Origin of the sequence: Sulfoacidibacillus thermotolerans (assembly GCF_003144315.1) — a bacterium.
Classification (GTDB): Bacteria; Bacillota; Bacilli; order Alicyclobacillales; family SLC66; genus Sulfoacidibacillus; species Sulfoacidibacillus thermotolerans.
In genome coordinates this window covers 110,441-136,934 of record NZ_MPDK01000003.1, presented here as the reverse complement: position 1 = coordinate 136,934, position 26,494 = coordinate 110,441, and the positions used below count along the sequence as shown (strand labels likewise).

27 protein-coding genes are annotated in these 26,494 nt (G+C 45.7%); 11 read left to right on the top strand and 16 right to left on the bottom strand.

Features of this window, described 5'->3' with window-relative positions; translation table 11 throughout:
• Positions 1 to 69 precede the first annotated feature (69 nt).
• A complete protein-coding gene (locus BM613_RS03295; RefSeq protein WP_109429781.1) occupies positions 70 to 471 on the top strand; it encodes a BrxA/BrxB family bacilliredoxin in 402 nt (133 codons plus the stop codon).
• Between the two features lie 84 nt (positions 472 to 555).
• On the opposite strand, the gene BM613_RS03290 is transcribed toward BM613_RS03295, so the two are convergent.
• Entirely contained in the window at positions 556 to 1,119 is a 564-nt protein-coding gene (locus BM613_RS03290; RefSeq protein ID WP_109429744.1) for a 2'-5' RNA ligase family protein, read from the bottom strand.
• A gap of 50 nt (positions 1,120 to 1,169) precedes the next feature.
• Here BM613_RS03290 and BM613_RS03285 point away from each other — a divergent pair, with 50 nt between their 5' ends.
• The 5 genes from BM613_RS03285 (at position 1,170) to BM613_RS03265 (ending at position 6,305) form a co-directional block, all read left to right on the top strand.
• The gene (locus BM613_RS03285; protein WP_109429743.1) at positions 1,170 to 2,372 is read left to right on the top strand and encodes an ornithine--oxo-acid transaminase; all 1,203 of its coding nucleotides are present in this window, start codon (positions 1,170 to 1,172) and stop codon (positions 2,370 to 2,372) included.
• A 16-nt stretch (positions 2,373 to 2,388) separates the two neighbouring features.
• Complete coding sequence (locus tag BM613_RS03280; RefSeq protein ID WP_109429742.1) at positions 2,389 to 2,637, top strand: Spo0E family sporulation regulatory protein-aspartic acid phosphatase; 249 nt, start codon at positions 2,389 to 2,391, stop codon at positions 2,635 to 2,637.
• A 27-nt stretch (positions 2,638 to 2,664) separates the two neighbouring features.
• Positions 2,665 to 3,372, top strand: coding sequence for a transglycosylase domain-containing protein (locus tag BM613_RS03275; RefSeq protein ID WP_109429741.1), 708 nt, complete (start codon positions 2,665 to 2,667; stop codon positions 3,370 to 3,372).
• A gap of 196 nt (positions 3,373 to 3,568) precedes the next feature.
• Positions 3,569 to 4,348, top strand: coding sequence for a L,D-transpeptidase family protein (locus BM613_RS03270; protein WP_109429740.1), 780 nt, complete (start codon positions 3,569 to 3,571; stop codon positions 4,346 to 4,348).
• A gap of 247 nt (positions 4,349 to 4,595) precedes the next feature.
• Positions 4,596 to 6,305, top strand: a complete 1,710-nt coding sequence (locus tag BM613_RS03265) for a methyl-accepting chemotaxis protein (RefSeq protein WP_109429739.1) — start codon at positions 4,596 to 4,598, stop codon at positions 6,303 to 6,305.
• Positions 6,306 to 6,454: 149 nt separating this feature from the next.
• Here the strand turns inward: BM613_RS03265 and hemH are convergent, their stop codons facing one another.
• Both hemH and hemE read right to left on the bottom strand, forming a co-directional pair.
• The gene (gene hemH / locus BM613_RS03260) at positions 6,455 to 7,390 is read right to left on the bottom strand and encodes a ferrochelatase (RefSeq protein WP_109429738.1); all 936 of its coding nucleotides are present in this window, start codon (positions 7,388 to 7,390) and stop codon (positions 6,455 to 6,457) included.
• 16 nt (positions 7,391 to 7,406) lie between these two features.
• Entirely contained in the window at positions 7,407 to 8,447 is a 1,041-nt protein-coding gene (hemE, locus tag BM613_RS03255) for a uroporphyrinogen decarboxylase (RefSeq protein ID WP_109429737.1), read from the bottom strand.
• A 186-nt stretch (positions 8,448 to 8,633) separates the two neighbouring features.
• On the opposite strand from hemE, the gene BM613_RS03250 reads away from it, so the two are divergent.
• Together BM613_RS03250 and BM613_RS15470 are read left to right on the top strand one after the other, a co-directional pair.
• Positions 8,634 to 9,143, top strand: coding sequence for a CcdC family protein (locus tag BM613_RS03250; protein WP_109429736.1), 510 nt, complete (start codon positions 8,634 to 8,636; stop codon positions 9,141 to 9,143).
• Between the two features lie 100 nt (positions 9,144 to 9,243).
• The gene (locus tag BM613_RS15470; RefSeq protein ID WP_245926221.1) at positions 9,244 to 10,269 is read left to right on the top strand and encodes a C40 family peptidase; all 1,026 of its coding nucleotides are present in this window, start codon (positions 9,244 to 9,246) and stop codon (positions 10,267 to 10,269) included.
• Positions 10,270 to 10,353: 84 nt separating this feature from the next.
• Here the strand turns inward: BM613_RS15470 and BM613_RS03240 are convergent, their stop codons facing one another.
• On the bottom strand, positions 10,354 to 11,874 hold the full coding sequence (locus BM613_RS03240) for a Na+/H+ antiporter NhaC family protein (RefSeq protein WP_109429735.1): 1,521 nt from the start codon (positions 11,872 to 11,874) through the stop codon (positions 10,354 to 10,356).
• A 129-nt stretch (positions 11,875 to 12,003) separates the two neighbouring features.
• Between BM613_RS03240 and BM613_RS03235 the strand changes: the two genes are divergently transcribed.
• Entirely contained in the window at positions 12,004 to 12,756 is a 753-nt protein-coding gene (locus tag BM613_RS03235) for a TVP38/TMEM64 family protein (protein WP_181362862.1), read from the top strand.
• 8 nt (positions 12,757 to 12,764) lie between these two features.
• Here the strand turns inward: BM613_RS03235 and BM613_RS03230 are convergent, their stop codons facing one another.
• Complete coding sequence (locus BM613_RS03230) at positions 12,765 to 13,700, bottom strand: D-2-hydroxyacid dehydrogenase (protein WP_109429733.1); 936 nt, start codon at positions 13,698 to 13,700, stop codon at positions 12,765 to 12,767.
• 114 nt (positions 13,701 to 13,814) lie between these two features.
• On the opposite strand from BM613_RS03230, the gene BM613_RS03225 reads away from it, so the two are divergent.
• The gene (locus tag BM613_RS03225) at positions 13,815 to 14,633 is read left to right on the top strand and encodes a mechanosensitive ion channel family protein (protein WP_109429732.1); all 819 of its coding nucleotides are present in this window, start codon (positions 13,815 to 13,817) and stop codon (positions 14,631 to 14,633) included.
• Between the two features lie 36 nt (positions 14,634 to 14,669).
• On the opposite strand, the gene BM613_RS03220 is transcribed toward BM613_RS03225, so the two are convergent.
• The 3 genes from BM613_RS03220 to BM613_RS03210 are packed head-to-tail and all read right to left on the bottom strand — an operon-like array spanning position 14,670 to position 17,573.
• Positions 14,670 to 15,158 carry an NUDIX hydrolase gene (locus tag BM613_RS03220; RefSeq protein ID WP_109429731.1) on the bottom strand — a complete coding sequence of 163 codons (489 nt, stop codon included), beginning with the start codon at positions 15,156 to 15,158 and terminating at the stop codon, positions 14,670 to 14,672.
• Complete coding sequence (gene cobD, locus BM613_RS03215) at positions 15,158 to 16,243, bottom strand: threonine-phosphate decarboxylase CobD (RefSeq protein WP_109429730.1); 1,086 nt, start codon at positions 16,241 to 16,243, stop codon at positions 15,158 to 15,160. Before cobD ends, BM613_RS03220 begins: the two co-directional genes overlap by 1 nt.
• Positions 16,244 to 16,256: 13 nt before the next feature.
• Positions 16,257 to 17,573, bottom strand: coding sequence for an EAL domain-containing protein (locus BM613_RS03210; RefSeq protein ID WP_109429729.1), 1,317 nt, complete (start codon positions 17,571 to 17,573; stop codon positions 16,257 to 16,259).
• 175 nt (positions 17,574 to 17,748) lie between these two features.
• Here BM613_RS03210 and BM613_RS03205 point away from each other — a divergent pair, with 175 nt between their 5' ends.
• Entirely contained in the window at positions 17,749 to 18,192 is a 444-nt protein-coding gene (locus tag BM613_RS03205) for a DUF2203 domain-containing protein (RefSeq protein WP_181362861.1), read from the top strand.
• An 18-nt stretch (positions 18,193 to 18,210) separates the two neighbouring features.
• On the opposite strand, the gene BM613_RS03200 is transcribed toward BM613_RS03205, so the two are convergent.
• The 8 genes from BM613_RS03200 to BM613_RS03165 form a co-directional block, all read right to left on the bottom strand.
• The gene (locus tag BM613_RS03200; RefSeq protein WP_109429727.1) at positions 18,211 to 18,843 is read right to left on the bottom strand and encodes an MBL fold metallo-hydrolase; all 633 of its coding nucleotides are present in this window, start codon (positions 18,841 to 18,843) and stop codon (positions 18,211 to 18,213) included.
• Between the two features lie 10 nt (positions 18,844 to 18,853).
• The gene (gene dtd / locus BM613_RS03195) at positions 18,854 to 19,300 is read right to left on the bottom strand and encodes a D-aminoacyl-tRNA deacylase (protein ID WP_109429726.1); all 447 of its coding nucleotides are present in this window, start codon (positions 19,298 to 19,300) and stop codon (positions 18,854 to 18,856) included.
• Positions 19,301 to 19,524: 224 nt separating this feature from the next.
• Positions 19,525 to 21,816 (bottom strand): RelA/SpoT family protein, encoded by a 2,292-nt coding sequence (locus BM613_RS03190; RefSeq protein ID WP_425450681.1) that lies wholly within the window; start codon positions 21,814 to 21,816, stop codon positions 19,525 to 19,527.
• Between the two features lie 104 nt (positions 21,817 to 21,920).
• Positions 21,921 to 22,439, bottom strand: coding sequence for an adenine phosphoribosyltransferase (locus tag BM613_RS03185; RefSeq protein ID WP_109429725.1), 519 nt, complete (start codon positions 22,437 to 22,439; stop codon positions 21,921 to 21,923).
• A gap of 50 nt (positions 22,440 to 22,489) precedes the next feature.
• Positions 22,490 to 23,395 carry a cation diffusion facilitator family transporter gene (locus tag BM613_RS03180; protein WP_181362860.1) on the bottom strand — a complete coding sequence of 302 codons (906 nt, stop codon included), beginning with the start codon at positions 23,393 to 23,395 and terminating at the stop codon, positions 22,490 to 22,492.
• A 114-nt stretch (positions 23,396 to 23,509) separates the two neighbouring features.
• Positions 23,510 to 24,418 carry a protein translocase subunit SecF gene (gene secF / locus BM613_RS03175; protein ID WP_109429723.1) on the bottom strand — a complete coding sequence of 303 codons (909 nt, stop codon included), beginning with the start codon at positions 24,416 to 24,418 and terminating at the stop codon, positions 23,510 to 23,512.
• Positions 24,415 to 25,644, bottom strand: a complete 1,230-nt coding sequence (gene secD / locus BM613_RS03170) for a protein translocase subunit SecD (RefSeq protein ID WP_245926220.1) — start codon at positions 25,642 to 25,644, stop codon at positions 24,415 to 24,417. The genes secF and secD overlap by 4 nt, the downstream gene beginning before the upstream one ends.
• A gap of 61 nt (positions 25,645 to 25,705) precedes the next feature.
• The gene (locus tag BM613_RS03165; RefSeq protein WP_109429722.1) at positions 25,706 to 26,434 is read right to left on the bottom strand and encodes a post-transcriptional regulator; all 729 of its coding nucleotides are present in this window, start codon (positions 26,432 to 26,434) and stop codon (positions 25,706 to 25,708) included.
• Between the last annotated feature and the right edge of the window lie 60 nt (positions 26,435 to 26,494).

Genomic DNA, 26,494 nt, shown 5'->3' with positions numbered 1-26,494 from the left:
GCTATAATCCAACTACAAGAGATAAAGGAGGACTCGAATTTGGCGTATGATTCCCCGATTTTTCTAGAAATGATCCAGCCCATGCGCGAAGAGCTTACGCAGATTGGCTTTAAAGAATTGCGCACCCCTGACGATGTCGTGGCAGCCATTGAGGGAGTCAAAGGAACCACGCTCGTCGTTGTAAACTCCATCTGTGGTTGTGCAGCTGGCATCGCACGCCCAGCGGTCGCTTTTGCTTTAGAAAAAGGACCTCGCCCTGACCACTTAGTAACTGTTTTTGCTGGTCAAGATGTAGAGGCGACAAAAAAGGTGCGCACGTACTTTAAAAATTATCCTCCTTCTTCCCCTTCAGTCGGTTTCTTTAAAGATGGTGAATTTCTCTATCTATTACAACGACATCAGATTGAAGGACACTCTGTAGAAGACGTTACTCAACAATTAGTCAATGCATTTGAAAAATACTTCTCATAAAGTTCACGAGTGAATCATCAAACGTACAACAGACAAGATGCCGTTTCTCTTGATGCCGTAAGCAGGTAGCAAGAGCAACGGCAACTATTTAGCTAAGTTTATATCTCGATAAGGAATCCAACGCTCCGGTGTTTTTACGAAAACGCGCACAGATCGGACGATGAAAGGATGAAATAGAGGACTCAGTACAGTTGCGTCCGCATACATCTGTGTCATAACAGAAAAAGATGTTCCAAAGGACGCCATAGCTACAGTTAAGTGTGGGTGAAACGACCCATTGCGATTACTTTGTGCATATTGACTCGCCTGTGTTCGATACGGTTCAGTGACACTTTGCATTTTTTCATACATACGATGCAATGCGTTACTCTCCTTCCCCTTTGCACGCAAGATGTGAACATTTAAAAACAACACTCGCTGCGAAAAGAAGCCCGGTTGACCAAGTTGAATCGAGAATGGTTGAATCTCTGCCAACGTCTGTTCTATCATTTGAAGCCAATCGAAAGGCGTCTCGGTAAACTCGAGTGGTGGAATGAGTGTGATATGCGGATCAATATGAGCCAGATGTCTTCCTGGATACTTGCGCCGCAACTCGTCAATTTGTTCTGATTGGTCAGTCGGAGGTACAATACCTATAAAGTACTTCATGTTGCCTTCACCGTCCCAGCATAGGTCTGATCACAGGAGGAAACTACATCATGAATTCAACAGAAATGATTGCACTAACTGAACAATATGGTGCGCATAACTATCATCCATTACCCGTCGTTGTCGCAAAAGCAGAAGGCATTTGGGTGTACGATGCTGAAGGAAATAAATATATGGATATGTTAAGCGCTTATTCTGCCGTGAATCAGGGGCACCGTCATCCGCGCATCATTCAAGCATTAAAAGATCAAGCGGATCGCGTAACGCTCACTTCGCGGGCCTTTCACAATGACCAACTGGGTCCATTTTATCAAAAGGTTGCCGAACTTACGAAGAAACAAATGGTCTTACCGATGAATACGGGTGCAGAAGCGGTAGAAACAGCAGTCAAAGCAGTTCGGCGCTATGCATATGACGTAAAAAAAGTGGCTCCTGATCAAGCAGAAATCATCGTATGTGAAGGGAATTTTCATGGTCGCACCCTAACGGCCGTGTCCATGTCATCAAATGATGAATACAAACGCGGGTTTGGCCCGATGACGCCCGGTTTCAAAATTATCCCCTATGGTGATACGGCTGCTTTGCGTCAAGCGATTTCAAAAAATACAGCTGCACTCATTGTCGAACCGATTCAAGGAGAAGCTGGAATCGTTATACCAAGAGAAGGCTTCCTCAGAGAAGCATATGCCATTTGCAAGGAAAACGATGTACTCTTTGTCGCTGACGAAATCCAAACGGGATTTGGCCGAACGGGAAAACTATTTGCCTGTGACTGGGAAGATGTGGTCCCTGACATGTACATCTTAGGCAAGGCACTTGGCGGCGGTGTTATGCCCATCTCTGCCGTTGCGGCAGACCGTGCCATTCTTGGCGTCTTTGAACCGGGTTCGCACGGATCTACTTTTGGTGGCAATCCGTTAGCTTGCGCCTGTGCAATCGCTGCACTTGATGTCATTGTCGATGAACAATTAGCTGAGCGATCATTAGAACTTGGACAATATTTTATTGAGAAACTGCGTGAAATCCAAAATCCTGTAATCTCAGAAGTGCGCGGCAGAGGATTGTTCGTTGGCATGGAACTGACAACGGCAGCTCGTCCTTATTGCGAAGCCCTGAAAGACAAGGGGCTATTGTGTAAAGAAACGCATGAAAACGTCATTCGTTTTGCACCACCGCTAATTATTACGAAAGAAGAACTCGATCTTGCAATTGCGACGATAAAAAGCGTGATGGAAACTTCTGTTCGTGCTTAATTTAGGTGGAGCTACAGTGATTGAACATAAAAAAACCGACAACCTGTATGATGAAGGCACAATGTTGTTACCCTATCACTCATCCTCACAAGAAATGTGGCTGATTCGAAAAGCTATGGAAGAACACTTTGCGCGACATGGCAATCTGCAAGACCCCATAATCATTCAATTGTCTTCGCAGCTTGATCGACTTGTCGTCGCAGAGATGCGTAAACACCAAACGGGGCGCCGCACGACAGAAGTCCCTCCACCTTCACGCAGATAGGGTTGGCGATTCAAGGAGGAACCTTGTATGAGACGAGTCATGCTTTCGTTGATCACTTCTTTCGCACTCGTCACGGTTGCAAGTGGACTCTACATACAGTCCGTGTGGAGTCCTGACATTCCAACGCTCCTTGTACAGCGTGTGGAGGCGCGCGCAGCCGCTCACGGGGGATATGTGCAATTATCTGACATCCCCCTTTTTTTACAAAAAGCGCTCATCGCGACAGAAGATCGTGGATTCTATCATAACCATGGGATTGATATTGAGGGAATCTTGCGAGCGCTCTTTGTCGACCTGATGAAAGGCCGTCTCGTAGAAGGGGGAAGTACAATTACTGAACAACTGGTGAAAGATATTTTTCTAAGTGATCAAAAAACAATTCCCCGAAAATTAAAACAGATTGCCCTCGCGATTATGGTCAGTCAAGCCCTTCCCAAAAATGAAGTATTAGCCCTATACCTAAACGAAGTCTATTTGGGACATGGTGCATACGGTGTCGGACAGGCGGCGAAAATTTACTTTAATCGAAGCGTGCAAAATCTTACGCCAGCAGAGTGTGCCATTTTAGCTGGCCTCCCGCAGGCACCAAGCCTTTATGATCCAATCAAGCATCTCAAATTTGCAAAAGCACGCCAATGGGAAGTTCTAAAAAGCATGGTTAGTGTAGGTTTTCTCAATATGAAACAAGCACAGCAAATCGAACGCGCGCCTTTATACCTTGTCACTGCAGGATAAAGGCCCTTCCCTCGTAGTTTCCCTCTACTCACAACCTTTCTTCTGGCATAATCCAGCAAAATGGCGCTTATCCATATAGACGGTACAGATTGGGGGTACGCAACCTCATCGCATGTAACCAAAAACCAGAAAGTCACCGTCTATCTTGGCAGAAGGATTTTAATGCATTCCGTCTGCTCTAAAGGAGGTTTTGCCATTGAAATTGCTCAAATACTTTTTCCCTCTCGCCGTCACTTCTCTTTTTTTGTCTGGATGCCAATCTGTAGCCACAACCGCTGCAGCAAAATCAAGCAAACCAGCAACTCTTTCTACAAAAGAGCATATGACGCATAAAAGCAAACCCAAAAAGCTGTATCAGACACTCGAATTAAACAGTTCGTCAAAAGAAGTATGGCAACTACAGAAGGAATTAAAAGATTTACATGATTATTCCTATCCAATCCTTACTGGATACTACGGCGTCTATACAGAAGGCGCTGTGATGACTTATGAATTCGATCATAAACTTCCTGTAAATGGGATTGCAACACCAACCCTTCAACAGATGATCGCAGAATCTGTCAAGCACATCCCAACCCCAAACGCTCTTCCCGCCCCCTATCACATTCTTGTGAAAGAAACCATTCCTGAACGGCTTTATTTCTATCAGGGAAACCACTTACTCCTTACCAGTCTTTGTAATACCGGGATTGCAGGCGCACGTACCCCTATTGGCTCGTTTCCTATCTATGAAAAATATCGATCCCAAACCATGCGAGGGCAAAATCCAAACGGAACCTACTATGACGATCCTGGCGTTCCATATGTGATGTACTTTAGCGGAGGTTGCGCAGTTCATGGATTTATTCGCCAACAGTATGGATTTCCCCAAAGTGTCGGCTGTGTCGAACTCCCGCCGTCTGTTGCCAAACAAATCTTCATGCGCGTGCCAATTGGAACGATTGTCACAGTAGTCAATGGGCCCGCAGTCCATTAAGGAATAAAAAAATTTACAAAAACGAGACAGCGCTAAACGAGGCTTCTCGTTTTTTTTCGACAAAATTTGCTAGAATCCAGGCGTTTTCTGCAGGAATTTCGAACCGCCACGACGAATTAACATCCATAGATTTCATCTTTAACTAAAACATTCACAGTCCATTGACCGAGGTGAATCAAATGTGACACAACATCTCAACACCTGTTTTGCCTAGCTTTGTAGATTATATGAATGGGGTGTTCACACTTTGGCGAGTATTCGTTCAAAATTTATAACTGGCACATTGCTCGGAAGCGCCATCTATGTGATAACAATTATCATTTCGTCCAGTCTTTATAGTGTTTCACAACAACAAGCTGAACGTATCCTTGACAGCAATGACCACCTACTTACGACAGTCCAGTCTCTTGACACCGCAGTGCGCAGTGCCGATTCCCACGGCGCACGCTATTTGATGTCACCTCCTGCGACAGAGCAGTACTACATGAACGCCTATCAATCAGATCTAACATCCATTAAGTCACTCACGCAACAATTGCTCCAAGAAATCACCGCCGCGCCAGCAGCTGCAAAAACGACGTATAAAGCTGATCTCAATGCATTTAACCAAGCTTGGTCGCAATATCTGATGGGAAATTATCAAACCATGACTGCAATCGACACCGGGACTTTGCGTTTGCAAGCGCAGGAAAACTTTGTGAAAGTTCCGGTGAACCCAACACTTCAAGCACTCAACCAACTGACACAAGCGATTATCCAACGTCGCCAACAGGCAGAAGCTGCCTTCAAAAATTACATCGCCTATGCACATACTGTCAATGTCATCGGGACGATCGTCGCTACATTGCTTGCAATTTTTATCCAGCTTTATCTAACCTCACGAGTGATTAAAAATCTAAAATCCCTAGTAGAACTTGCTAAAAGTATGGCAAACGGCGATTTCAAACAAACACTTACAGGATCGCGCAGCAACGACGAAACTGGACAACTTGCCGACTCTTTCGCACATATGCAAACAGCAATTGCCGCACTCGTTCATCAAATTCAAGCAGCTGCCAGCGAACTTGCCGCAACTTCGCAAGAACTAAACGCAACCACAGAAGAAGTCGCTTCTGCATCTACGAATCTCGCTGAATACGCCTCACAAGTTTCTGAAGCAGCGGAACAACAACGTCACGAAGTTGGAACGATCGAATCCATTCTTGAGGAGACGTTGCAAGCGATTAACGTCGTATCATCGAGTGCCCAAACAACGGCAGAATTAACACAACAATTAGTCGTACATAAAGGTGAAGGCGATGAAGCCGTGCATAGTGCACTCACCCAGATGGAACGCATTGCCGAGCATGTCGATCTCAACCAAGAGCGAATCGAGCGATTAGAAAGCCGCTCCCGCCAGATCGGTGAAATTATTAAACTCATTAATGACATTGCTGAACAAACGAATCTCCTCGCCTTAAATGCCGCGATTGAAGCTGCCCGCGCAGGCGAGCAGGGCCGTGGTTTCGCCGTTGTAGCTGATGAAGTGCGCAAACTTGCGGAAAAGTCGCGCGAAGCTTCTGCCGATATCGGTCGACTCATTCTGGATATTCAAAAAGAGACGAATGCATCTGTCATCGCTGCGCGCGAGGATAAAGAACAAGTACAAATCGGCACACAAGTCATGCAAAAAGTGAGTGGCATCTTCACAGAAATCGGCGCTTCAGTGCAAAGTGTTGCACAGCAGATCGCCGAAGTATCGCATTCTGCAAAAGATATGACCTCGCATTCAGACAACCTGCGCGATGCAGCGAGACGCGTTGCGCAACTCTCCGAACAGGTTGCTCAAGATATTGCAAATGTTACTGCAACTGCCGAAGAACAAACTGCTGCTACACAAGAAATCGCCTCCGCGAGTGTATCACTTTCCGATCACGCGCAAGAACTCAACAAAGAAACACTGCAATTTCAAGTCTAACCTACTGCACAAAAAGCAAACGGGGCTTTGGGGATATCTCCTGCCCTGTTTGCTTTTTGTGCAAAAACTGCTCCTTTAAACAAACAACCTAAAATACTAGCTCAAGCGTTAAGCGAAGTAAGAAAAGACCTACATGAAACATGCGAACTTCAAGCGATTGTCTGCAACGCACGAAAAACAGATTGTGCAAGTGCCTCGAGTAACTCTTCATCCGTATTTAGTGACGCCGTCCGTTCAAAATGGATGTATTGCGCCTCTGCTCGCGCCTTTGCCTCAATATCCAAGTCATAAAGAACCTCTAAATGATCTGAGACAAAACCCACTGGGCAATCTAGTATTGCGCGATATCCCTCTTTTGCAAGTGTATCAATGACTTCTAAAATATCTGGTCCAAGCCACGGTTCCTTCGTACGACCAGCGCTCTGCCACGCAAACTGCCAATCCGTAAACCCGATCCGCATAGCGAGCGCTTGACTCGTCTCGAGCAGTTGTTCTGGATAAGGATCCCCTACATCGAGAATCCTACGCGGTAAACTATGTGCCGAAAAGAGCAATTTCAAATGTTGCTTCTCTTCCTCATTGAATTTTGCAAGCGATTGACGCAATCGCTTTTCTAAAGCGTCTAAGTACGCTTGTTCAAGGTGCCAGTTGTGGACAAATGTCACTGGCGCCAATCCTCGCTGATGCGCTGCCTCTTTTGCTTCCTCTTCATAGACCCCGACACTCATTGTAGAATAATGCGGGGCTAATACAATACCGACTGCCGCATCGACGCCAGCATTCACCGCCTGATCTACAGCATCTGCAATAAAGGGAGCCGAGTGTTTCATTCCCAGGTACACTTTAAAATGAGCGTCTTGCTCTGCCACTTTATTTAATCTCTGCTCAAGCAAACGCGCGACTTCTTGACTTATTGAAATCAGTGGAGAACATCCACCGATTGCTTCATAACGAGCTTTTAGTTGTGCTAAAAGCTCTTGGGTTGGCGGATGACCATGGCGAATATGTGTATAAAAAGCCTCTACTTCATCCATATTGGCAGGAGTCCCATACGCCAACAGTAACACAGCCACCTGTTTCACCATGTGACTTATCCCCCCGTTATCCCCGTAATGCCCGCTCGCTATAAGTATGAACAAAGCTTGTTAAGCGCTGTAATTGTTCAACTGAGGTAGCCGGAAACACGCCATGCCCGAGATTAAAAATAAATCCAGGCTGTTCGATGCCCATATCAATAATTGCCTCTGCTCGGCGTTGCACTTCAGCCCACGGAGCAAATAAAACAGCCGGGTCAAGATTGCCCTGAATCGCTACATTACGACCAACACGCGCGCGCGCTGATCGAATCGGCACCCGCCAATCGACTCCAAACACATCTGCACCTGTTTTTACAAATGTAGTAAGCAACTCACCTGTCGTCACACCAAAATAGATGCGCGGTACATGTAAGTCACTTAATTGTGTAAATATGCGTTGCATAGTAGGCAGCACGTACTCTGCATAATCGTCGGGAGCTAAACTCCCCACCCAACTATCAAAAATTTGAATAGCAGATGCACCTGCCTGTACTTGTGCCCGCAAATAAGTAATCACCATATCTCCTAAACGATCCATTAGCATATACCAAAGCTTGGGTTCTCCATACATCAGTGCCTTTGTGCGCAAATAATCGCGCGAAGGCCCACCTTCAATCATATAGCTTGCAAGAGTGAATGGAGCCCCAGAAAAACCAATTAAAGGTACTTTTAATTCACGTGTTAAGATTTTGATTGTCTCAAATACATAAGGTAAGTCTGACTCCGGATCGATGGGTTTTAAGCGCTCAATGTCATTTGCTTGCCGTAAAGGCTGCTCAATCACTGGACCATGATCCTTTTGAATGTCAAACGCCAATCCCATCGCCCCAATGGGCACCATGATATCAGAAAATAAAATTGCAGCGTCCACGCCCAGTTGTTGAACAGGGGACAGAGTGACTTGTGCACAAACTTCTGGATGTTCACAAATCTCAATGAGACTATACTTCTTTCGCACCTCTCTATAATCCGGTTGATAGCGACCCGCCTGCCGCATATACCACACAGGGATGCGTTCAACTGGCTCGCGACGGCATGCCCGTAAAAATAAATCGTTTTCGATCATAACAATAAAGCCTCTTTTCACAGCAATTTGCTCTCATCATAACACATTCCAGCACACACATCGAAAATCGAAACATTTTGCGATATGATGCACGGGAATTGAATGCGTAAGAAGACTGCGGTATGATGACATAAGGGGTAGGTTGCAAGAATTATGCCATGACTGCCGCAAGGAGGTATTTGTGCAATGCCCGCTTTTTCAAATGCGACTCTCCAACTTCTCAGTACGCTTGTCATCGTGATCTTTGCGCTTATGGTCATCTTTGTACGCTTACACGCAGCGAAAAAACCGACATCGGCAAGAAAAATCCTGATTCCGCCACTAGGCATGACAACCGGATTTTTGATGTTTGCTTTTCCCTTTATGCGTATTCCACTGACTTACGCAATCATCGCTTTTTTGTTTGGATGCTTGTTTTCCATCCCCTTGATTGCCAGTTCAAAAATGGAGCGCATTGATGGTCAAGTGTATTTGCGACGTTCACCAGCCTTTATTATTGTATTGCTCGTTTTATTGATCTTACGCCTTGCCTTGCATACGTATATTGAGTCCTATGTAACAATCCCACAGACTGGTAGCCTCTTTTTTATCCTCGCTTTTGGTATGCTCTTGCCGTGGCGCGTTTTGATGTATCAACGCTATCGCAAATTTGTAAATCAAAGTGACTCCACTTTGCGCAGCGTAACAGAATCGTGAATTCAGGTTTCTACTTTTTTTCAAGAAAAGCAAGTTGCGCATAAGACACCCCTTCATTTGCCAATCTAACTACAAGGCAAATGATTGAGGAGGTGTCTTTTTGCGCATCCAGAAACATGTAATCCCAGCTGCTGCAGCACTGGTTTCCTTATTGAGCCTTACAAGTTGCGGTCAACCCGTTGCTGCTCCTTCTGCACATCATCTTGTGCAAAGTGGGGCTTATGTAGCCCATCCCCTCCCAAAATTTTATCGCATTCTCGGCACTGAGTATGACGCATCAAACAAGACGGTCACTGTACATGTCAAACGCCTCTATACAGGACCTGTAACCCCACATGCGCTGCACAAAATTGGCGGCGAAAAAACAATTGACAGCGCAGATGTAAGCGGCGTAATCAACTTTGCAACTGCAGAGTATCCGCGGGAAGAGATTCGGCGCGTACGGGTATTAGATCACTCCCTTGGTTGGAATTACTCAAGAACTGCACCGCACTCTGGTGGTGTTAGAACAGAACTACGCGCAGGTGGCAATCCAACCAAAACTGCCTCTGTCGCAACGGGAACCGTCGATACAAACGGCGCGCAGACCGTTGCAGATGTACCCGTACCCTCTACAACCGGATCAAGTACAACTACCCAGTCGCCAAGCGGACAAACAAGCGGACAAAGTAGTTCTATTCCATTGCCACCGCATGGCGTGCGCATAGATCCTAACATTTCACCACGTGCAGGACTCACTGCACCCGCCACGGCAAAAGTGCTTGCTCTAAAACAAATTGCACAAAGCAAATTGGGAACCCCGTATATTTGGGGACACAATGAAGATCGTGGGCAATACGGTTTTGACTGTAGCAACTTCACTGAATACGTTTACCACCATGCACTTGGCTACTTGTTCACTACCTCAAGTAAAGGGCAATATCTGTATGTAGGTGACCGTGTTCCAGTGAGCTCGATGCAACCAGGCGACTTGCTTGCCTTTGATGCCGGAGCACATGTAGGCATTTACCTCGGGCATGGCGAGATGATCCAAGAAGGCGGAGGTTTGCATAAGGTCGGTTATCTGCCTGTCTATCCTGGATCCTATTGGTACAATCATTTGTCCGCAGTAAAACGCATGTTTTAATTCCTCTTTAGGCTCAAAATAAGTGCACAAGCACCGTTTAGGTGTTTGTGCACTTTGTTATAAATCGCAGTGCAGCAAAACACTTCACATGACAAACCCTGCGATTCCATAGAATACAGTCGCAACGGCACCTGCTAAAAGCGTTGATTTTAACAGTGAGTTTGCGAAGTCTACGACGGGAAGTTTCATAACAGTTGCCATAGCAACCGTATTATCACTTAGAGGAGAGGCAAATCCACCCAACGTACCGCTCGCAAACACTGCAGCTGCGATCAAAGCAAGTGATGCATGTGTGGTCATGGCAAGGGAAAAGCCTAAAGGCATAAGAATTCCCCACGTTCCAAAGGAAGAACCGATAAAATAAGAAATCACTGACCCTAGTACAAACAGCGCGGGAGCAATCAACATTCTTGGTACGACAGCTCCTACAGTATGTGCCACATAAGGTGAAAATCCAAGATCTGTGGAAACTCCAGATACTGCCCAAACGAAAACAAGCAAAACAATGACAGCCATCATCTCATTTCCACCTGCTAGAACACCATACATCAATTTACTAATTTTCTGCCCGCGAAACAAATAGAAGAGTGAAGACACGACCAGCGTGATCAAAATAGCTTGTAACATGGCCTTTGTCGCATCTGCCTTCATCAAAACGCCAAAGAAATTCGTTGCAAGCGCGTGTCCGCTCCACCAAGTTAAAAAGAATGTGAGCATGAGCAATAATAAGATAGGGAGCACGAGATTCAAAGCAGAGGGGGGAGCCTGCTCGCTCAACACATCGATGGCTTCAGGGGGAGCCGCATGTTCTGAGGGTTTATGCAACGTCCCCAATTTACCGGTTTCCATCTGTATACCGCGATGCAAATGACTCGCATGAGCAATTACAGTGCGCGCTTTATGTTCAGATGAAACTTGCCGCTTTGCAAACGAACGCTCACCCGCATTTGCTGCCTTTACATCTTTACTAAAAAAGCTAATGTACGCGCCAATGAGAAGAATCGCAATCGCAAAAAAGTTAAGTGGTATGGTCGACAAGAACAGCGGGTAAGCAGCCTGTGAACTCCCTACATGTTTTAACGCTACGGCGAGTAGCCCAATCATGTACCCGACAAACGCAGTACCTATTGGGATTAAGCTGATCAAGGGTGTCGCTGTCACATCGATGACATATGCCATTTTCTGCGGGCGAATATGCAGACGTTCAATAATACTTTTCATAATGGGAGCTACTGCAATAATGCGAAAGTCTGGTGCCATAAACGTGCCAAGCGAAGTGAGCCAAGCGACTGCAAACGCGCCGCGCACTGATTTAACTCGCGGTTCCAGCCACTTCGCAAATCCATTGACACCACCTGTAATACGCACGAGACCGACGAATGATCCGAAAGTATATAAGAATAAAATCAAATGAAGATTCCCAGAAACCTCCACCTCCTTATATAAATAATATAAAGCTTTGTCAATGCCACCTAGTGGGGTTGGCGCCATCATGTAAGATCCTACAAGTAGTCCTACGACAAGCGCAGGCACCACTTGACGCGTAAGCATTGCAAGTGGAATCACGACAAGAAATGGCAAGAGCGACCAAATCGTCCCATACATCTCCACACACCTCCTCTGCACGTTAGTTTTTGCGTTGTAGCGGCTTTTTTATGCAAAAACAGTACGTATGGTCATTTGTACATGACGCATACTAAAGCATACCGAGAACAGTCGGAAAGGCGTGCCAACATGCAAATCACCCAACCTATAGAAAATCCACAGAAAACAAAAAAATCTGCGACACTCTGGTGGACCATCGGCACTCTTGTCGTGGGAATTGCCGCCGTTTGGGTCTATTTTCGCTTTGAACACGACGTTTCTTCATTTATTCGACACTTAGGACCTTTTGGTGTGATTGGGTCGATCATTCTGATGGCGCTCCTTTGTATCATTCCTTTTCCAGCTGAATTTCTTATGGTCATCGACATGCAGATTTTCGGCGTGTGGTTAGGAATTCTCTATGTATGGCTTGGCGCCATGCTCGGTTCTTACGTCACTTTTTTACTCGCCAAACACTTTGGTGAAGGATGGATCCGTAAGTTTGTAGCAGACAAGCATTTGGAGAAATTAAATGAACTCGTAGGGCGTCATGGAGCGATTGGTCTTCTCATGGCACGCCTAATTCCTTTAATTCCGTTTGTCGTTTTAAATTACGCCTCAGCGATGCTCCCTGAAGTGGGCACATGGACGTACTTATGGACTACAGGGCTTGGTATTATGCCGTATGATTTAGGAGCTGCACTGGTTTTTCTTGGATTCTCGAAGAAAACACTCATTTGGATTATCGCTGGGGGAATTGCTCTCGTTCTCATTTGGTTGGGCGCCCTTTATCTGAGACATAAATCAAAAGCGGATGCAAAAAAGCGATCCGAAACGCGAACTCATGCTACACATGTAACCTCTGTACAAGCGCGCAAACTGCGTCGAAAAACACAAGCTTAGCCTAAAAGTTAATATTCAGATCCATGTGGCACTGTACCAAGCAGAGGCTGCCCATTTTGATAACGCGTAAAGTTTTCAGAAAAAAATTGACTGACTTCGGCAATGGAACTGGGACCAGACAAATGCGGGGTAATCAGGACATTTTTCATTTTCCAAAATTGATGTTCAGGGGCAAGAGGTTCAGTTTCAAAGACGTCAAGTATGGCCATGCTCTCTTTATTTTGTTCGAGAAAACGTATGAGTTCTACTTCATCAATCACAGCGCCGCGCCCAACATTCACTATCACAGCGGTACTTTTCATTGCGGCAAATACACGTTGATTCACCACATGGAATGTCTCTGAAGTATGTGGCAGAGTAATGACCAAGATATCTGCTTGCTCTACAAAAAGCGGCCAATCTCGATCAAAAAAATGCTCATCAACAAGTTCGCGTTTGCTCCCCGTCTTACTTAACCCTAGGATTCGCATGCCAAAAGCGCGTCCCAAGCGAATAATTTCCTCTCCGATAGAACCAAGACCTGCGACGGCAAGTGTTTTGCCCGCGAGTAAAGGCAACCGCTTTTTTTTCCATATTTGCGACTGTTGTTGCGCACGCAAGAGTTCAATGTGTTTGTAGTGATATAATAGATAAGCAAATACGTACTCTGCAATGGCAAGGCCAAATTGACCCACGATACGGGTAAGTATGACTTGCGGCGGTAACTGCCTGGATAAAACAATGTCATCCACTCCAGCCCCCATAAGTTGAACCCAGCGCAAAGAGGGCGCCTTAGCAAACACATCCTGAGGAATGTTCCAGCCAAAAATAATCTCTACATCTTCGAGAACAGCCAGTGCCTCTGCTTGTGATTGCGCGCCGACAGCCTGCGTAATCCCCCATTTCGCCAGTTCCCTTACACATTCTTTTGCTGCGCGTTCGTGATAAACAAGAATCTTACCCACGACGTCTCCCCCCTACTTTCGATTTTCTTTAACCGATCTCGGTTTGCCATTTTGCGATTCGTTTGCGTAGAATAGAATTTGAATTCATGGAGTGCTGTACAAGGAGTGTATACAATGGATCTCACAAATCAACAGCCGCCATGGCGTCGACTCGCTATCACGGCTGCCGCATTAATCATTTTAGCTGTGCTTTTTAGTGTGATACAAACCAATGGAATCATCGCAAATCTCCCCAAACGCGACGATCTCTACTATCACTGGGCACTCGCTATTACCTGGTTGCTCATTGGATTTTGGTTTGTTCGCTATATCAATCGCCTATTTACAAAATTCGCTAGCAAGCAAAAGAATGGGGCTGCGCGAGCGTGGGTCATCGGCCGCAGAATCCTTAGCGCTCTGGGATACCTTTTTGTCGGGATCGTCACTTTACACCTTTTACAGGTACAAATTAGTAGTATTTTAGTTGGTGGTGCCTTAACAGGTGTCATCGTTGGAATCGCTGCCCAATCTACTTTGTCAAATCTTTTTGCGGGACTGATTCTTTTTACTGTTCGCCCTTTTACGATTGGACAAACGATCAGCTTTCGTTCCTATTACTTTAGCTCAGTCGAGTATACTGGACGCGTAATCGATGTCAATTGGTACTATACAACTTTGCAAGATGGCGATCGACACCGTGTACTTCCAAACTCGACCGTGATTTTATCTGCGATCACTGTACACAGTAAACAAGAAACACGCTCATTCGACCTCACCGTACCCTATCGTGTCGCTTCTGATACCTTGGTACAAGACCTACAAAAAGCAACGGGTCAGACGATCACAGGCGAAATTAAAACGTTTGGTCCAGACCACTACATACTGCAAATTCACGTACCCGCACAATGCCCCTTAGAAACTGTGCGCAGAGTGCTTGATCAGGCATTTGCTTAAGCACCATAAGTATTCTCTGCTATGAAACGAGCCACGCTACAGGCTAAAACATGCGCGTAGCTTTATGGCATAATTTACAAATAATTGCTGCTCATGTGGTAGTCTCGCTAAAAGCGTACAGGGGTCCTCCCATTTACGTTCATCTACTTCAATGTTTTTAGTAAATGGTTCTTCAGAAATTAACTTACAGAGAACTGCAACGTCAAGACTGATTTTTGACTGTTGTACGGCAATGACTGCGAGCGGCTCAACCTGTATATTGGCCTCCTCTTGTAGTTCGCGCACCACAGTTTCATAAGGTGTTTCATGCGCTTCTTTTAGACCTCCAGGTAGTCGCCACGATGCATCTTTTCTGTACGTATGATGCAAAAGCAGTATTTTCCCTTCTTCATTAAATACAACGGCAACTGCACCGATTACATATTTCTTTTTTAGAATATAGATGAATAACTTTAGCAAAGAAATCGGTAATACGCGAGCAAGTCGGATCGTAAACGCCTGCCATTTTATACGAAAGAAAGACATTAATTCCGCTCCAATTCTTGAGCGAGCGCATCAAGTAACCGTTTGTTTTTGTCTCGCTGCAAAATTGCCATTCGAAATACCCCTTTGTCAAAAGTACCATAAGACGTACATTCGCGCACAAACAGTCCGTGTTGCGTTAATCGCTCCTGCCATTTTGCAACGTCAAGTTCTACTGCTGATCCATCGACTAAGAGAAAATTCGCTTCTGAAGGGTGCGCGCGCAAACCCGGCATTTGCTGTAGACGTTCCATGCAGTAAGCGCGTTCCATGCGCAACCAATTGCGCGTTTGCTCGGCAAATTCTCCATCTCTAAGCGCCGCAACCCCAGCGGCCTCTGCCACGACATTTACACTCCAGCCGTCGCGCATTCGCAAAATCTCTGCCACGCGTTCTTCACTTGCGATCCCAAATCCAAGACGCAATCCTGCAATCCCATACATCTTCGTCAATGAGCGAACAATCATCACCCTGGAATTGACGCGCGGCAAAGTCAAAGAAGATCTAGCTTCCCCATTCTCCACAAAATCGATAAATGCCTCATCCACAATTGCATACGCCTGTTCCGAAGAAATCGCATCATAGATAAAAGACATCTCCTCACGTGAATAAAATCGGCCAGAAGGATTATGTGGTGTCGTCAAAATCATGACATCGCCTTTTTCCAGGGTCCGCTCAATCATTTCGCGCGGCAATGAAAAGTCAGGCAACAGCGGTACTGAAACCGTCTCTATGCCATTTCGTTTTGCTGCATGTGCATACTCAGAAAAGGCAGGTTCAAGGATGAGAACCCGCCGTGGCCGCACGATTCGCAAAAACAAATCAATGACTTCAGAAGCTCCATTCGCAGCAAACACGCTTTTTACAGAAACAGCATATCGTTCACTAAATGCTCTGCGCAAACGGCGTGACAGAGGATCTGGATAATCTTGAACACGCTTTATACTCATTGCAATTGCATCAACGACACTCTTTGGAGGTGCAAGCGGATTGATGTTTGCACTAAAATCCGCCAATTCATCTCGCGGCCGCTTAGCAGCTTGTTCGTAGTCTTCAAGTCTTCCGCCGTGCATGACGCCAATTTCCATTGCCTTTACGCTCCTATTCCAACTCCGACTGCGGCAAAGGCGACAGCAATTGACTTTGCAACCCTTGTTCGATCATTCGCTGAGCCATGATACCGATCGCGATCGCAGTCGCAAATCCTTTTAATACGACAATCACATTCGCTCGCACTTGGTTGGCCTTGGAAAACCCGCAATAAAGAAATCCCAACAGCTGCTCTTGAACAAGAATAGGCACTTTCACTGAAGATAGGCATCCATGCAATAAGCTGTATTCCTGACTTAAGTCTTGCGTTTTTTGTGCAACGTGTTCTTGTCCTTTACGCAAAACCCCAAACGCTTCATCTGGAACCGGATACGGTTCACTGTCTAACACGTCCGCTTCAGACGTCATCGAATAAGCAAGCTGATTGACGACGCGAAAGACCTCGATCTTGCGTGCGTGAATCACGTGCTCGATGGTATTACAAGCGTCAAGCGCCATCGCAGTTTCCGCCACATGCCCATTGCAGATCCTTTCAAGAAAACCGGCGAGCGCTACTCCGTATCGGTCAAACGAGACAGCAGAAGTCGGTCGTTTTGGACCTTTACCAAGTGGCAAGATTTGATCCTCTAACATGCGGTCAAGCGGTCTAGCTAACCAGTACCCTTGCCCATATTCAATCCCCAAATCGCGCAGTGTATTGAATTCTGCTTGCGTTTCAATTCCCTCCGCGATCAAATGAATCGATCCAAGTTTGCGCGCAAAAGTCACGATGCTCGCAACCATCGCTGCTTTCATGGAGTTCGTGTCAATATCGCGAACGAGTCCAATGTCTAGTTTCATCCAGTTCGGTTGAATTTCTACGGTGCGGTTTAATCCTGCATACCCACTGCCAACATCGTCGATCGCCACGTCAATTCCCATCCGTCGAATAGGTTCTAACAATTCTGACCACGGGGCCGCCGACGGATCCGCTGTCCGTTCGCACACTTCAAGTACAAGCGGAATCGTTCCTCGCGTTCGTTCAACAAAGTTATGTAATACTTTCGCTAACTTATTTGATTGCAATGTACTTGGAATCACATTGACAAAGAAGCGCATTTTAGCCAGTGGAAGTCGCCCAATATGATCCAAAGCGCGATCCAACAAAAACAAATCGAACTCACTAAGTTGTTCTAACGCCTCAGCTGCGGTTAGTAACTCATCGATCGCCATCGGTTGACCGCTTCCCGACGATGCGCGACTTAAAAGTTCATAACCGATAATTTGTCCGGATTCTAAGCGTAAAATAGGTTGAAAGACGATCTGCAACTGCCCATTTTCCCTAAACTCTTTCCATGCTGTTTCCAGATGGGGAGATAGCTGATTCATGTTGTCTAAACACTCCCCTTATCCCATTGTCTAAATTGGGGCATTCCAGTGTATGATGTAGTTATTCGACGTATCAATGCGCTTTCCTGCTATTTCATGTTTCATTTTGCTACATTCCGTCAAATTTACTCAAGAAAAGACATCGTTCGTTGCGTCCTTAAAGTCAGACGACGATGTGATCAAGTGGAAGGTGACAACTATGGAAAAACACTACTATACAGTCGAAGAAGCAAATGCCTTACTCCCCCAAATCAAACGACAGATCATGGAGTTGCGCAAAGCTCGCGAAGAACTCGCTCTCATGCGGCTTGCCCTGGTACGCAAACAAAAAGAAAATAAAGATGGCAACAGTGATGATTTTTTTAAAGAAGAAGCGCAAATTGAATTCTCTTTACTCACTGCTCGTCAGCAAATTGACCACTTACTAACTTTATCTATTGAAGTAAAGGACATCGATACAGGACTTGTCGACTTTTTAACAACGATAAACGGTGAAGATGCCTATTTGTGTTGGCGTGATGGAGAAGCGAAAATTAGCCACTGGCATGGCCTCACTGAAGGATTCGCTGAGCGTAAAACACTCCCTGGCGATCCTTCATCATCTGCAAAAAAAATGTAGCGACAAAACCTCCGTCTTTTAAGCAAAGTGGAAATACGGGTTTAACGACCGCTCCTCGCCAATGGTCGTATCTTCTTCATGCCCAGGATACACTTTTGTCTGATCAGGCAAAGGCCACAATTTTGTTTTTAAGGAAACTAACAATTGGGAACCATCAGCCCCTGGCAAATCCGTTCTGCCTACCGTTCCAGCAAATAACGTATCTCCTGAAAAAAGGACATTTTCTGTTGCATGATAAAAACACACTCCACCTGGGCTGTGTCCAGGTGTCTCAAGAACGGTAAACCGCAATTTTCCAATCAACAGCTCTTCTCCGTCGACAAAAAATCCGTCTGGCTGCTCTGTCGTCACTACAATGTCTAGCCAATCAAGAGCTTGCTTTGGCGCATTTTCCAGCAATGGCAGTTCACGCTCATGAATCCGCAAGGGAACACCAAGCTTTACACGAAGCTCCTCATTGCCAAGCACGTGATCAAAATGACAATGGGTGTTCACAATCTGTTGAATCTGTAATTTTTCTTGCTCAATGAGTTCAAGAACGGAAGTCATATCAGGAGAACTCGGATCAATGATGAGTCCAGCCCCCTCATCATCGCTAACAACATATGTATTTGTCCCTAGCGGATTTAATGTAAAACGCCAAATTCGCATAACTTACCTCCTAGAGATGATCTGTATCGAGACACAAGGTAACAGGCCCCTCATTAATAAATTCCACGTCCATCATCGCGCCAAATACTCCTGTCGCCACAATCATCCCAGTCTCTCGCAGCAGCTCATTAAAGCGCTCATACAATGGCTCAGCCACTTCCGGACGAGCAGCTTCCATAAAATTAGGTCGTCGCCCCTTACGTGCATCCCCATACAATGTAAACTGCGAGATGGATAGAATCCCCCCTCCTACATCGAGTAAAGAATCATTCATCTTCCCGTCCGGATCCTCAAAAACCCGTAAATTTGTAATTTTATCCACCATATAGGTCAAATCTGGTTCTGCGTCATCATGTGTAAACCCTACGAGGAGCAACAATCCTCTGCCGATTTCTCCCACAACTTGATTTTGTACGCGCACTTGTGCGCGCCGCACACGCTGTACCACGACTCTCACGACAGCTATATCCTGGTTCAAAAAACCTATGATCATCTCAATAGATTTTTTCGACTCTTTTGAGCCTGTGGTTCAATAGAATTTGACCGTTTTATCCTTGTGTACACAGCAACAATTTCTCGTTGGCCAAGGAGCAGTCGTCCTTCACGTTGATCAACCACAAAACCAGGCTTCCTCCTTTCTTTTATAGATTTTTTTAAATACATTCTCCCTGCCAGCTTCCGTTATTGAATTACGCGCCGTACAGCATAAATGTCTTTTACCCGCTTAATTCGATCCACCACCATCTGCAAGTGATCGACATTGCGAATCGCAATGCTCAAATGGATCGTCGCCATCCTGCGCCGATCCGCTCTTCCTGTCACCGCAGTAATATCCGTTTTTGTTTCCACAACAGCATTCATCACTTCATTAATGAGACCCCTTCGATCGAGTGCAGTGACCTCTATGTCGACATTGTACGATTGCCCGACACTACTGTCCCATTCGACTTCAATCATACGACTTCCCTCATCAATCATTGCTAGCACGTTGGGGCAGTCTTTTCTGTGTACAGATACTCCTCGGCCTCGCGTGATAAACCCAATAATCTCATCCCCTGGAACAGGATTGCAGCAACGCGAAAAGCGGATCAAGAGATTGTCGATCCCCTCTACACGCACACCCGTATGACCCTTGCTTACATGCTGCTTCTTTTTTTGATCGCGCTCTGACAGCGGCATAAGTGGCAAATGTGCGACAGACTCAAGTGTCGCATCACTTTTTTTCATCCGTTCCAAAATGCGCGTCATCACTTGGGAAGCAGAAATCCCCCCATACCCAACAGAGGCAAACAGGTCATCAACTTTCGTGAGATTAAATTTTCCGAGTACCTCAGACAAATAATTTGCCATGACCGCGTGCGGGTCTAACTTGTGTTTCACAATTTCTTTTTCGATCAAATCTCTGCCTTTTTCTACGTTTTCATCTCGCCGCTCCCGTTTAAACCACATTCGGATCTTGGCGCGCGCCTGTGAAGTCTGTGCAATTTTTAACCAATCACGACTAGGACCATACGAGAGCTTAGAAGTGAGAATTTCGACAATGTCTCCCGTTCGCAATCGCGTATCCAGTGTGACGATCCGACCATTGACCTTCGCTCCTACACAGCGATTGCCGACATCTGTATGAATACGGTAGGCAAAATCAATTGGACATGATCCAGCAGGAAGTTCAATCACATCTCCTTTAGGCGTAAAAACGAATACTTGGTCTGTGAATAGATCCATTTTTAAGGTTTCCATAAATTCTTGGGCATCGCGAAAATCTTGCTGCCACTCTAAAACCTCGCGGAACCATCCTAATTTTTTGGCAAATGCTGTTGATTGTACTGATTGAGAAGTTTGCCCAGTCAGCGCGGCACTTTTGTCAATAATTGCCACACTCGGCTCTTTTTCTTTATTTTGGTAAGTGGTTTCTTTGTAGATCCAATGAGCCGCAATGCCATACTCTGCCGTTCGGTGCATCTCCCACGTGCGAATTTGAATCTCGATCGGTTCACCATTTGGCCCAATGACCGTCGTATGAAGACTTTGGTACAAATTAGGTTTTGGCATCGCGATATAGTCTTTAAATCTGCCTGGAACAGGCTTCCACATTGTATGCACAATGCCAAGAACCGCATAACAATCTTTGACGGAATCAACAATCACGCGAACGGCAAATAAATCGTAGATTTCGTTGAACTCTTTATGCAGGACGGTCATCTTTTTATAAATACTATAAATATGCTTCGCTCGACCAGACAAATCAGCACGTACATTGAGCTCATCTAATTTAGCCCGCAAATCGACAATCACCTGCTGAATGTAATGGTCTCGCTCCTCACGTTTTTTCGCCATCAAATGTGCAATGCGATAGTATTGTTGCGGATCTAAAAAACGTAAAGAAATATCTTCAAGCTCCCACTTGATAGTTGACATACCCAATCGATGAGCTAATGGCGCAAAAATTTCCAGCGTCTCTTCTGCTGTCTTGCGTTGTTTTTCCAGCGGACGATATTTCAGCGTTCTCATATTATGCAGGCGATCAGCTAAACGAATGAGCGCTACGCGAATATCCTTGGCCATTGCCAAAAACATTTTACGCAAATTTTCAGCTTGTTGTTCCTCTCGCGTTTCAAAACGCAGGCGTTTCAACTTCGTAACTCCATCGACAAGACGGGCGATTTCCGAGCCAAACTGTCGCTCAACTTCTTCATCTGTCACCTTCGTGTCTTCAACGACATCATGTAACAATGCCGCCGCAAGAGTGCCCGCATCCAGCTTTAAGCCAGAGAGAATTTCGGCGACTGCCACAGGATGGGTGATGTAATCTTCGCCTGAACTGCGCTTTTGCCCACGATGGTGCAACTCCGCATAAATGTAGGCGCGCCGTAACAAACTGCGTTCTACATCCGTGAGATAGGGTGCTTTATCACAAAGTGCCCGCAATGCAACTTTCGCTTCCTCATCAGTCAGCGGTTGCTCCATTTCAATACTTTCTTCCTTCCCATCCTCTGCGCGCGGATGCAATTCCTCAGAAAGGTTATCCATCATCCCACCTCCATTCTGTCATTTAGTAAGCAAAATTGCCCATCCCTCTACTGTTCATACTGAATGAGCGAAAAAATTTCATATGGCGCAAGTTTTTTACGACCTTCTAAGTACTGTAACTCAATCAGAAACCCCAAACCTGCAACAATGCCGCCTGAGCGTTCGACAAGTTCAATACACGAATGGATTGTCCCACCTGTCGCAAGTAAATCATCGACAATAAAAACACGCTGCCCAGGTTGAATGGCGTCCGCATGAATCTCTAGCCCATCGCGTCCATATTCTAGTTGATAATCCTTGCGAATCGTTACACCCGGCAACTTCCCCGGCTTTCGAATAGGCACAAAACCGACACCTAAAGCATAGGCAGTTGGCGCTCCAATGACAAATCCGCGCGCTTCAGGACCGACAACCAAATCAATCGCACGCGGTCGACCAAAATCTGCAATTTGTCGAATCGCAGATTGAAAACTTGGACCGTCACAGAGCAAAGTCGTAATATCCTTAAAGCTAATTCCCGGTTCTGGAAAATCGTCAACAACTCGTATTTTTTGTCGCAAATCCACGATTTTACTCCTCTTTCCCTTTACTTGGTGCTCAGAGCGCGCAACGTGCGTCACTCATTTGACGTGAAATACGGATTCACATGAACAAAAACATCTGCAACCGAATGAAACCGTTTCATCATCTGATATTTTACTTCTTTTGCTACGCGGTGACCAGCACTCACTGTGGCCTCTCCATCTACACTCAGTTTAATGTCAATGACAAGATAGGATCCAAACGAGCGCGCCCGCAGATCGTCGATACGCAAAACTCCTTCAACTGCCATTGCCACTGCCAACATTTCTTTTGTCGACTCGGGATCCAGCACTTGATCCATAAGCGAACGATAAGATTGTTTTGCTAATTGGTAGCCGATATGTACGACGACAGCCGCAACCAAAAATCCTGCTACAGGATCGGCGAGACGCAGCGCTTGGATATGGTTCCACTTCCCCAAAAGAGCGAGGAAAATCCCCACTGCCGCTGCAAGAGATGAATAGACATCTGAGCGGTGATCTGCAGCTCCTGCATAAAGAGCAGGGGAACTTAATTTTTGTGCGACACGTAACTGATAATGATACATTCCTTCTTTCGCTAGCATCGCGATGACTGCAGTATAGAGCGCAAGGCTATCTGGAGCTGACGAGAGGGTAAGAAATTGCCGCACAGATGAATACACGACGTCAAGTCCCGCCAAAATGAGCAACATCGCGACTAAACTTGCCGCGATTTCCTCTGCTTTACCATGCCCGTAGGGATGATCAGAATCTGCAGGCCGACGTGCCACGCGAATGCCGATTAAAACTGCGATCGAACCTGCCACATCTGCACCGCTATGGGCTGCATCCGCGAGCAATGCGTCACTGTGCGCGATTACTCCGACAATTCCCTTTCCTGCAGTTAACACCACATTTAACAACAAACTATAAAATGCGAGTTGGTTCGATTTTTGTTCTTGCGTTTGGTTTCTTTCCATCGCATTCACTTAGTCCTCCTGCACATGTTGTTAGTACGTTGAAAAAATTAACTCGCATGCAGCTAGATAGCAAGAATCCCCGGCAATTTCGAGGCCGGGGATTCTTGCTCGACATTACGCTTTCGCCGGAGTTTGCTGACTGCGTGCCATCGCTCGGCCACGCCAAGCAACCCAGATCGGACTTGCGATAAAAATAGAGGAGTATGCCCCGCTTATCAACCCGACAAGCAGTGCAAAACAAAAGTTGTGAATCGGATCTCCGCCAAAGAAAAACAAGCTCATCGCCGCAAATAAGACCGTTAATACGGTATTGATTGAACGCGCCATTGTCTGCCACAAGGAGTGATCGACGAGCGTTTCTAGTTCTTTTAACGTCTTGACTTTCGCACCTTTTAAGTTTTCCCGAATGCGATCAAAAATAACAATCGTATCATTGATCGAGTAGCCGACAATTGTAAGAACCGCAGCGATAAAGGGCAAATCTACTTCCAATCGCAAGAGTGCAAAGACCGAGATAACAATGAACGCGTCATGCAAGAGTGCTGCAATTCCTGCAACAGCAAAACGATATTCAAAGCGAATCGCTACATAGATAACGATGCCAAGTGACGCGAGCAAAACAGCCCATACCGCAGTTTGTGATTGTTCTTGCGCAATGATTGGATCCACTGTCGAATACTCAGGAGGAACGAGCGCTTTAGGAAATGAGGCCTTGATTGCTGCATTTAATTTCCCCTCTTGTGCATTCGATAGAGGGTAACTGAGCCGAACAACTGCCATTTGGTTGTTTGTTCCAGCCGCCGTGATGCCCTCCGGTCCCACTGGAAGCCCTTGCTTTATAAAAACAGCACGCACCGCCTCCGCATTAAAAGGCTGGTTCAATACGATCTGCACTTGTGACCCAGACTTGAAGTCGGTCCCCAAATTCAACCCAAAGATCAACATGACGATCAAGCCCGCCAGCGTAATGGTTCCAGACAGCAGAAAAAACCATTTGCGGCGTGACACGATTGCAAATCTCATGAGGGATTAGCCACCTTTCTCGAAATGCCAAACAGCCAAGTGTTCTTCACCACATTTGCTTTGATAAATAACAGCAGCAATGTGCGGCTAAGCAGTACGGCTGTTAACAAGCTCACGATAATACTTGCGATCAGTGCGACAGCAAATCCCCGCACATCCCCTGTTCCATAGCCATACATCACAATCCCTGCAATCAGCGTCGTAACATTCGAATCAAGAATCGTCCGAATCGCCTTACGCTGCCCTGCAATGACAGAGGACTGTAGTGACTTGCCGCTGCGCAATTCATCTTTGATTCGTTCGTAAGTAATGATATTTGCGTCAACTGCCATCCCGATCCCAAGTACCAAAGCAGCTAATCCTGTCAAAGTAAGGGTAACTTGCATACCTGCGAACACTGCAAGTAACACATAGCTATAAGCAATCAACGCAACAACTGCAATTAATCCAGGGACGCGATACATGATGATCATAAATAAAAAGATGAGCGCGACGCCAATTGCACCTGCTAGCAATGTCGAGTGCAAAGCGGCCTGACCAAGCGTCGGTCCTACACTCGTTGAAGATAACTCATGCAGTGGAAAAGGGAGTGCCCCTGCATTTAATAGTTCCGCTAACTGAATGGCAGCCTGTGCTGAAGAACTGCCAGAGATCGTAGCTTGTCCATTCGTTATGACATCTTTAATGACCGGATTATCAATCATGCGACCATTTAGCCAAATCGAGATCGGTTGCCCCAAATATTTTTGGGTAATCGCTTGAAAAAGGGCTGGATCTTTAAATTGCACAGCTACTTCTGGCGCACCTGTCGTCGGATCTGCCTCATAATGTGCATTGCTCTCGAGGTCTTTACCTGTCATAAGTACTTGTCCGGTAGGCGATTTGAATTCGAGGTTTGCTTCTTTTGAAAGAAAGTTGCGCGCCTGCACTTGGTTGAATTGCCCAGCCAAGGACACGCGTATCCGATTTCCATTTTCCACTTCAATTGAAGGTTCTGATACACCGAGTGCATTTACGCGATTTTCAAGAGCAGCCACTGTTGCACTCATATCTCTCGCAGTAATTGTCTGATTCGAATTACCTACCTGATAGAGAACTTCAAATCCACCTTGTAAATCAAGCCCAAGGGGAATTTTTTTATATAACATCGAACTCGTGGATATAACAATCGCAAAAATCGCCACGACAAGAACAATAAAGGTCGTGAGACGTCCCCATTTAATCACCGTGAACCTCCTATAGTCATGACTGCCAACAGTATATCGATTTGTTCACTTATTCGTCAACTTAGAGTAAGCCTTCTAAATCTATATCTTCCAATGTAGTGGAGCGATATGCTCGTTTCAGAGAATAATTCATAAACGCTTGCGGCTGTAAGCACATCACAGCATTCACAAGTTCGTGCAATGATTTTGGGCGTTTTTTCCCTAAAAAACGAAAATAATCCCACAGATCGTCAACCGTCACTTCTTGATACCCTAGCCAATGAAACTCCTCTACCTTATTTTCAAGTAAAAACTGCAAATCTTGGCTCGGTTTTTGATCATATGGATGAAAATCATCATGTGCATCTTCTTCTTTGTCAACTTCAATGATCTGCTTTTTTGTCTGTTCTTGAAGACGTAAAACTTCAGCATAGATTGGGTGTTCCTTGCGCATGAGCGACTCTTGAATCGGCGAGGGGGAACATTCTTCCTTTTGCGCGTCCTCGTTAGAATCCTTGTTTTGATCGGATGCAATGTCAACTTCTGATTTGCTAATTTGTTCACTTTGTACGGGAAACGGTTCATCTTTACGCCGTCCCTTAAAGACGATTCGACGTTTTTCAAAAAACACCTGTGCCTCTGTAAGTTCGTGATTGACTGTAGAGAACTGTGTTGCTGAGGAATCAACCGCCTCTCCCTCTTTTGCCAAGGGTTCGCTCTCTTCAAATGCAGGAGTGGGGTTTTTTCGCTCAACGCCAAATATCTTCGTTGTTTTCTTCTGTGCCTGTTCTTGATTGGACGATGGAACCACGTGCTGCTCCCCCCTCTAGAAATAATTGTCGCATCTTGGAACAGATCGCGCAAGAGATTT

What these genes read in the sequence shown, in the direction of transcription:
- BM613_RS03295 (WP_109429781.1), top strand. Translation starts at nt 70, where the DNA reads ATGATCCAGCCCATGCGCGAAGAGCTTACGCAGATTGGCTTTAAAGAA.
- BM613_RS03290 (WP_109429744.1), bottom strand. Translation starts at nt 1,119, where the DNA reads ATGAAGTACTTTATAGGTATTGTACCTCCGACTGACCAATCAGAACAA.
- BM613_RS03285 (WP_109429743.1), top strand. Translation starts at nt 1,170, where the DNA reads ATGAATTCAACAGAAATGATTGCACTAACTGAACAATATGGTGCGCAT.
- BM613_RS03275 (WP_109429741.1), top strand. Translation starts at nt 2,665, where the DNA reads ATGAGACGAGTCATGCTTTCGTTGATCACTTCTTTCGCACTCGTCACG.
- hemH (WP_109429738.1), bottom strand. Translation starts at nt 7,390, where the DNA reads ATGGTGAAACAGGTGGCTGTGTTACTGTTGGCGTATGGGACTCCTGCC.
- hemE (WP_109429737.1), bottom strand. Translation starts at nt 8,447, where the DNA reads ATGATCGAAAACGATTTATTTTTACGGGCATGCCGTCGCGAGCCAGTT.
- BM613_RS03250 (WP_109429736.1), top strand. Translation starts at nt 8,634, where the DNA reads ATGCCCGCTTTTTCAAATGCGACTCTCCAACTTCTCAGTACGCTTGTC.
- BM613_RS03240 (WP_109429735.1), bottom strand. Translation starts at nt 11,874, where the DNA reads ATGTATGGGACGATTTGGTCGCTCTTGCCATTTCTTGTCGTGATTCCA.
- BM613_RS03235 (WP_181362862.1), top strand. Translation starts at nt 12,004, where the DNA reads ATGCAAATCACCCAACCTATAGAAAATCCACAGAAAACAAAAAAATCT.
- BM613_RS03225 (WP_109429732.1), top strand. Translation starts at nt 13,815, where the DNA reads ATGGATCTCACAAATCAACAGCCGCCATGGCGTCGACTCGCTATCACG.
- BM613_RS03220 (WP_109429731.1), bottom strand. Translation starts at nt 15,158, where the DNA reads ATGTCTTTCTTTCGTATAAAATGGCAGGCGTTTACGATCCGACTTGCT.
- cobD (WP_109429730.1), bottom strand. Translation starts at nt 16,243, where the DNA reads ATGGAAATTGGCGTCATGCACGGCGGAAGACTTGAAGACTACGAACAA.
- BM613_RS03210 (WP_109429729.1), bottom strand. Translation starts at nt 17,573, where the DNA reads ATGAATCAGCTATCTCCCCATCTGGAAACAGCATGGAAAGAGTTTAGG.
- BM613_RS03200 (WP_109429727.1), bottom strand. Translation starts at nt 18,843, where the DNA reads ATGCGAATTTGGCGTTTTACATTAAATCCGCTAGGGACAAATACATAT.
- BM613_RS03180 (WP_181362860.1), bottom strand. Translation starts at nt 23,395, where the DNA reads ATGGAAAGAAACCAAACGCAAGAACAAAAATCGAACCAACTCGCATTT.
- secF (WP_109429723.1), bottom strand. Translation starts at nt 24,418, where the DNA reads ATGAGATTTGCAATCGTGTCACGCCGCAAATGGTTTTTTCTGCTGTCT.